This is a genomic window from Cupriavidus sp. 05N40 (genome assembly GCF_056397305.1).
Genome location: NZ_JBFTND010000334.1, coordinates 1 through 4,792, shown reverse-complemented (window position 1 = coordinate 4,792; position 4,792 = coordinate 1). Strand labels below are relative to the sequence as shown.

Here is a 4,792-nt window from a genome sequence, read left to right as displayed (position 1 = left end):
ATCCGTGCCGGCGTTGCCGGCGGGCTATCCGCAGAGCTACGCGGAGATCATCGCGCGCGCGCTGCAGGAAGGCGTGGTCAGTGTGCATGCCTCCACCGACACCGAGGTCGCGCAGCCCCTGGTGAGCGCCTTCGAGGCGCGCTATCCGGGCATCAAGGTGCGCTACCGCGATCTCAACACGCTGGAGCTCAACGACCGCTTCCTGGCCGACAGCGCGCGCCTTGCCGCCGGCCAGCCGCCTGGCGCCGACACCGCCGACGTGCTGTGGAGCACGGCGATGGACCTGCAGATCAAGCTGGTCAACGACGGCCATGCGCTGCGCTACGCCTCGCCCGAGCGCGCCGGGCTGCCGTCATGGGCGGCGTGGCGCGACGAGGCCTGGGGAACCACCTTCGAGCCGGCCGTGATCGTCTACAACCGCCGCCATTTCGCCGGCATGCAGGCGCCGCGCAGCCGCACCGGCCTGGCGCGGCTGCTGCAGGACAACACGCCGCGCTGGCGCCAGCGCGTGGTGACCTATGACGTGGAGAAATCCGGGGTGGGCTACCTGCTGGCGCAGCAGGACGCGCGCATGGGCGACGAGTTCTGGTACCTGGCGCAGGCGCTGGGCCGCTGCGGCGTGCAACTGTCGGCGTCGACGGCCAGCATGATCGAGCGCATCGCCTCTGGCGAGTTCGTCATGGGCTACAACCTGCTGGGCTCGTATGCGCTGTCGCTGATGGAGCGGGGCGCGGAGATCGATGTGATCGCGCCGCGCGACTACACCCTGGTGATGTCGCGCGTGGCCTTTATCGCGCGCCGCGCGGCCCATCCCAATGCGGCGCGGCTGTGGCTGGACTTCCTGCTGTCGCGCGCGGGCCAGACCGTGCTGGGGCAGAGCGCCTCGCAGCTCTATACGATCCGCTCCGATACCGACAGCGTGCACACCGCGGCGGCGCTGGCCGAGCGCCTGGGCTACGCGCTCAAGCCGATCAGCGTGGGTCCCGGCCTGCTGGCGGCGCAGGACACGCTGCGCAAGCGCGCCTTCTTCGCGCGCTGGCGCGACGCCACGCGCGGCTGAGCGGGCGGCTGAACGGACCGAACCTCAGCCGGGCTGCGTGGCGCGCGCGGCCTTCTGTGCCGCCTTCTGCGCGGCCTGCCCGGCTTCCTTGGCCTGGGCCTCCTGGCACATCGAATCGATTTCCTCGTTCAGCGCGGCCACCGGGCGCGCCACGTAGCCCTGGCGCAAGGCGGGCGACAGCCTGAGCGTGTCGATGAAGGCGTCCGCCACGCGCGCGGCGTTGGTCTCGAGATCGAAGTCCTCCGGCGCGAACAGCCAGTGCGACAGCATGCCGCCGATGGAGGCATGGAAGACGTTGACGGCGAGATCGAGGTCGAGGTCCGCCGGCAGCTGGCCGCGCTCCACCGCCAGGCGCAGGTGCTCGCGCATCTTGACCGTGCCTTCGTGGTGCGACTGGCGCTGGCGCTGGAAGATGGCGCCGTTCTCTTCGACCATCTCGCACTTGTGGAAGACGATCTCGAACACGCGCCGCCACTGGGGGTTCTCCACGGTCTGGCGCAGCGCGAAGGCGCAGATGTCGCGGATGCTGCCCAGCGGATCTTCCTGGCTGGCGATGCGCTCGGGCTCGCACAGCGCCTCGAGCGGCAAGTGCACGCGATCCGACATGGCGGCAAACACATCGCTCTTGTTCTTGAAGTGCCAGTAGATGGCGCCGCGCGTCACGCCGGCGGCCTCCGCAATGTCGGCGAGTGACGGGCGGGCCACGCCGCGGGCGTGGAACACGGCCTCGGCCGCGTCGAGAATGCGGTGGCGCGTCTCAAGCGCCTCTTCCTTGGTGCGTCTGACCATGATGTTCTCAGCTGCCGGCCACGCGGGCCGGTCTGGTTGTCTCTCCCGGGGTGCCGGCGGTGGGGCCGCCGCGCACGAGGGTGCGCTCCACGAGCGCGCCAGGCCATCGCCGGGCCGCCGATATATGGGGCAAGTATCGACGCATTGCAACAGGCACTTACATACATGCGCGGATGTATATATAATACGCGTTCGCCTGACTTTCGGCCAGCCAAACGGTCCGGAGTGGCGCCGCGATCTCCTTCGTCTCCGGCGGCTGTTCGCCGGCTTGTTCGCGGTGCCCGGTCGGCATGTCGTTACCGGCTTTTCGCCATTCGTCGCTTTGGCCCTGCCAGGGCAGCCCGAAGTGGCTAACGTCCTTCTTTTTTGCCTGCCGCCGGCGTTGCCGGCTGGCAGGCCGCGCCGTATCCGGACACGACACCGGGAGCGCATGCGGCCGATTTCAAATTGCCATCATGGGGTTATCGATGAGTAAGTCCCAACGTATCACCTGCGTTGCCGCTGCCGTACTGTCGGCGCTTGCGCTCACCGCCTGCGGCGACAAGAAGCCGCAAGCCGGCGCCATGCCGCCGCCCGAGGTGGGTGTGGTCACCGTGACGCCGACCACGGTGTCGGTCATCAATGAACTGCCGGGCCGCCTCGAAGGCGTGCGCACCGCCGAAGTGCGGGCGCGCGTCGCCGGCATCGTGCTGTCGCGCAACTATCGCGAGGGCGGCGAGGTCAAGGCCGGCCAGCTGCTGTTCAAGATCGACCCGGCGCCTTACCAGGCGCAGGCCGAGTCTGCCAAGGCCAGCCTTGCGCGCGCCGAGGCCAATGCCGTGGCGGCGCGCCAGAAGGCCGAGCGCTACAAGCCGCTGGTGGCCGTGAACGCGGTCAGCAAGCAGGAATACGACGAAGCCGTGGCCGCCGCCGGCCAGGCCAGCGCCGACATCGCCGCGGCCAAGGCCGCGGTCACCACCGCCCAGATCAACCTCGGCTACACCGCCGTGACCGCGCCCATCAGTGGCCGCGTGGGCCGCGCGCTGGTGACCGAGGGTGCGCTGGTCGGCAGCGGCGAAGCCACCAAGCTGACCATGGTCGAGCAGGTCGACCCGATCTGGGTCACCTTCACCCAGCCCGCCAGCGAAGTGATGAAGCTGCAGCGCGCCATCGAGAGCGGCAAGGTCAAGGGCGTCGACGGCGGCGCGCGCGTGCACCTGTTCATCGAGGACGGCCGCGAGTACGGCGAGACCGGCAAGCTGCTGTTCTCCGACATGACGGTCGACCCGACCACCGGCGCCATCACGCTGCGCGCGCAGTTCCCCAACGCCCGTCGCGAGCTGCTGTCGGGCACCTTCGTGCGCGTGAAGATCGAGCAGGGCGTCGACGAGAACGCGCTGACCGTGCCGCAGCGCGCGCTGATCCGCACGGCGCAGGGCGCGTCGGTGCTGGTGGTGGGCGGCGACGGCAAGGTGGCTTCGCTGCCGGTCAAGGCGCCCCAGGCCATCGGCGACAACTGGATCGTCACCGAAGGGCTCRAGGGCGGCGAGAAGGTGATCGTCGAGGGCTTGCAGAAGGTCAAGGTCGGCGCGCCCGCCAGGGCGGTGCCGTTCGCCGCGCCGGTCACCGCCGCCTCCGAGCCCGCCGCGCAGCAGGCCGCCGGCGGCGCCTCGGCACCGGCCGCGGTCGCCACGGAAAAGGCCGACAAGAAGGCCGACGCCAAGCAAGGCTAATCACAGCGCAATACCAAGGGAGCCAGTTTTATGGCCAAGTTTTTCATTGACCGGCCGGTCTTCGCGTGGGTTCTCGCGCTGATCATCGTGCTGGCCGGGGTGTTGTCGATCCAGCAGTTGCCGATCGCCCAGTACCCCAACATCGCACCGCCGACGATCTCGGTCACGGCGACGTACCCGGGCGCCTCGGCCAAGACGCTGGAGGATTCGGTCACCTCGGTGATCGAGCAGGAACYCAACGGCGCGCCTGGCCTGCTGTACTATCAGTCCACCAGCGAAGCCACCGGCCTGGCGTCGATCACCATCGCCTTCGAGCCGGGCTCCAACATCGACCTGAACTCGGTCGAGGTGCAGAACCGCCTCAAGCGCGTGGAAGCGCGCCTGCCGGCGGAAGTGCGCCAGCAGGGCGTGCGCGTGGACAAGGCCGGGAACAACTACATGATGTTCCTGACGGTCTCGTCCAAGTCTGGCCAGGCTGACGCCATCCAGCTCGGCAACTATGTCTCGGCCAGCGTGATCGACTCGATCCGCCGCGTGCCGGGCGTGGGCCAGGCCGACCTGTTCGGCACCGAGTACGCCATGCGCATCTGGGTGGACCCGTCCAAGCTGACGGGTTTCAACCTGACGCCGCAGGATGTCACCGCCGCCATCGCCGAGCAGAACGTGCAGGTCGCCGTGGGCGAACTGGGCGGCACGCCGTCGCCCAAGGGCACCGAGCTCAACGCCACCGTCACCACCGAAAGCCGCCTCACCACGCCGGAGCAGTTTGCCAACATCCTGCTGCGCGTGAACCCGGACGGCTCCTCGGTGCGCATCAAGGACGTCGGCCGCGTCGAGCTCGGCGGCGCCGACTACTCCACGCTGGCACGCACCAACGGCAAGCCGTCGGCGGCCATCGCCATCAAGCTCGCGCCGACCGGCAACGCGCTGGCCACGGCCACCGCCGTGCGCGCGAAGATGGAAGAGCTCTCGAAGTTCTTCCCGGGCGACTACGAGTACAGCGTGCCTTACGACACGTYGGCCTTCGTGAAGATCTCGATCGAGGAAGTGATCAAGACCCTGCTCGAAGCCGTGGTGCTCGTGTTCCTGGTGATGTACCTGTTCCTGCAAAATTTCCGCGCCACGCTGATCCCCACGCTGGTGGTGCCGGTGGCCCTGATGGGCACCTTCGGCATGCTGCTGGCGTTCGGCTTCYCCATCAACGTGCTGACGATGTTCGGCATGGTGCTGG

At 68.7% G+C, this 4,792-nt stretch carries 4 protein-coding genes; 3 read left to right on the top strand and 1 reads right to left on the bottom strand.

The window, feature by feature from the left end; all coding sequences use genetic code 11:
- The first annotated feature begins 4 nt into the window (after positions 1-4).
- Positions 5-1,060: an ABC transporter substrate-binding protein gene (locus tag AC1DO7_RS39405; RefSeq protein WP_477117430.1), complete on the top strand. Its 1,056-nt coding sequence runs from the start codon at positions 5-7 to the stop codon at positions 1,058-1,060.
- Between the two features lie 24 nt (positions 1,061-1,084).
- Here the strand turns inward: AC1DO7_RS39405 and AC1DO7_RS39400 are convergent, their stop codons facing one another.
- Positions 1,085-1,849, bottom strand: coding sequence for a TetR family transcriptional regulator (locus tag AC1DO7_RS39400; RefSeq protein WP_441612804.1), 765 nt, complete (start codon positions 1,847-1,849; stop codon positions 1,085-1,087).
- 467 nt (positions 1,850-2,316) lie between these two features.
- Here AC1DO7_RS39400 and AC1DO7_RS39395 point away from each other — a divergent pair, with 467 nt between their 5' ends.
- Together AC1DO7_RS39395 and AC1DO7_RS39390 are read left to right on the top strand one after the other, a co-directional pair.
- The gene (locus AC1DO7_RS39395; protein WP_477117429.1) at positions 2,317-3,561 is read left to right on the top strand and encodes an efflux RND transporter periplasmic adaptor subunit; all 1,245 of its coding nucleotides are present in this window, start codon (positions 2,317-2,319) and stop codon (positions 3,559-3,561) included.
- 30 nt (positions 3,562-3,591) lie between these two features.
- A partial coding sequence (locus AC1DO7_RS39390; protein ID WP_477117428.1) for an efflux RND transporter permease subunit occupies positions 3,592-4,792 on the top strand: 1,201 nt, incomplete at its 3' end.

Bases quoted from the DNA above. Each gene is read 5' to 3' on its own strand.
- AC1DO7_RS39400 (WP_441612804.1), bottom strand. From the start codon at position 1,849: ATGGTCAGACGCACCAAGGAAGAGGCGCTTGAGACGCGCCACCGCATT.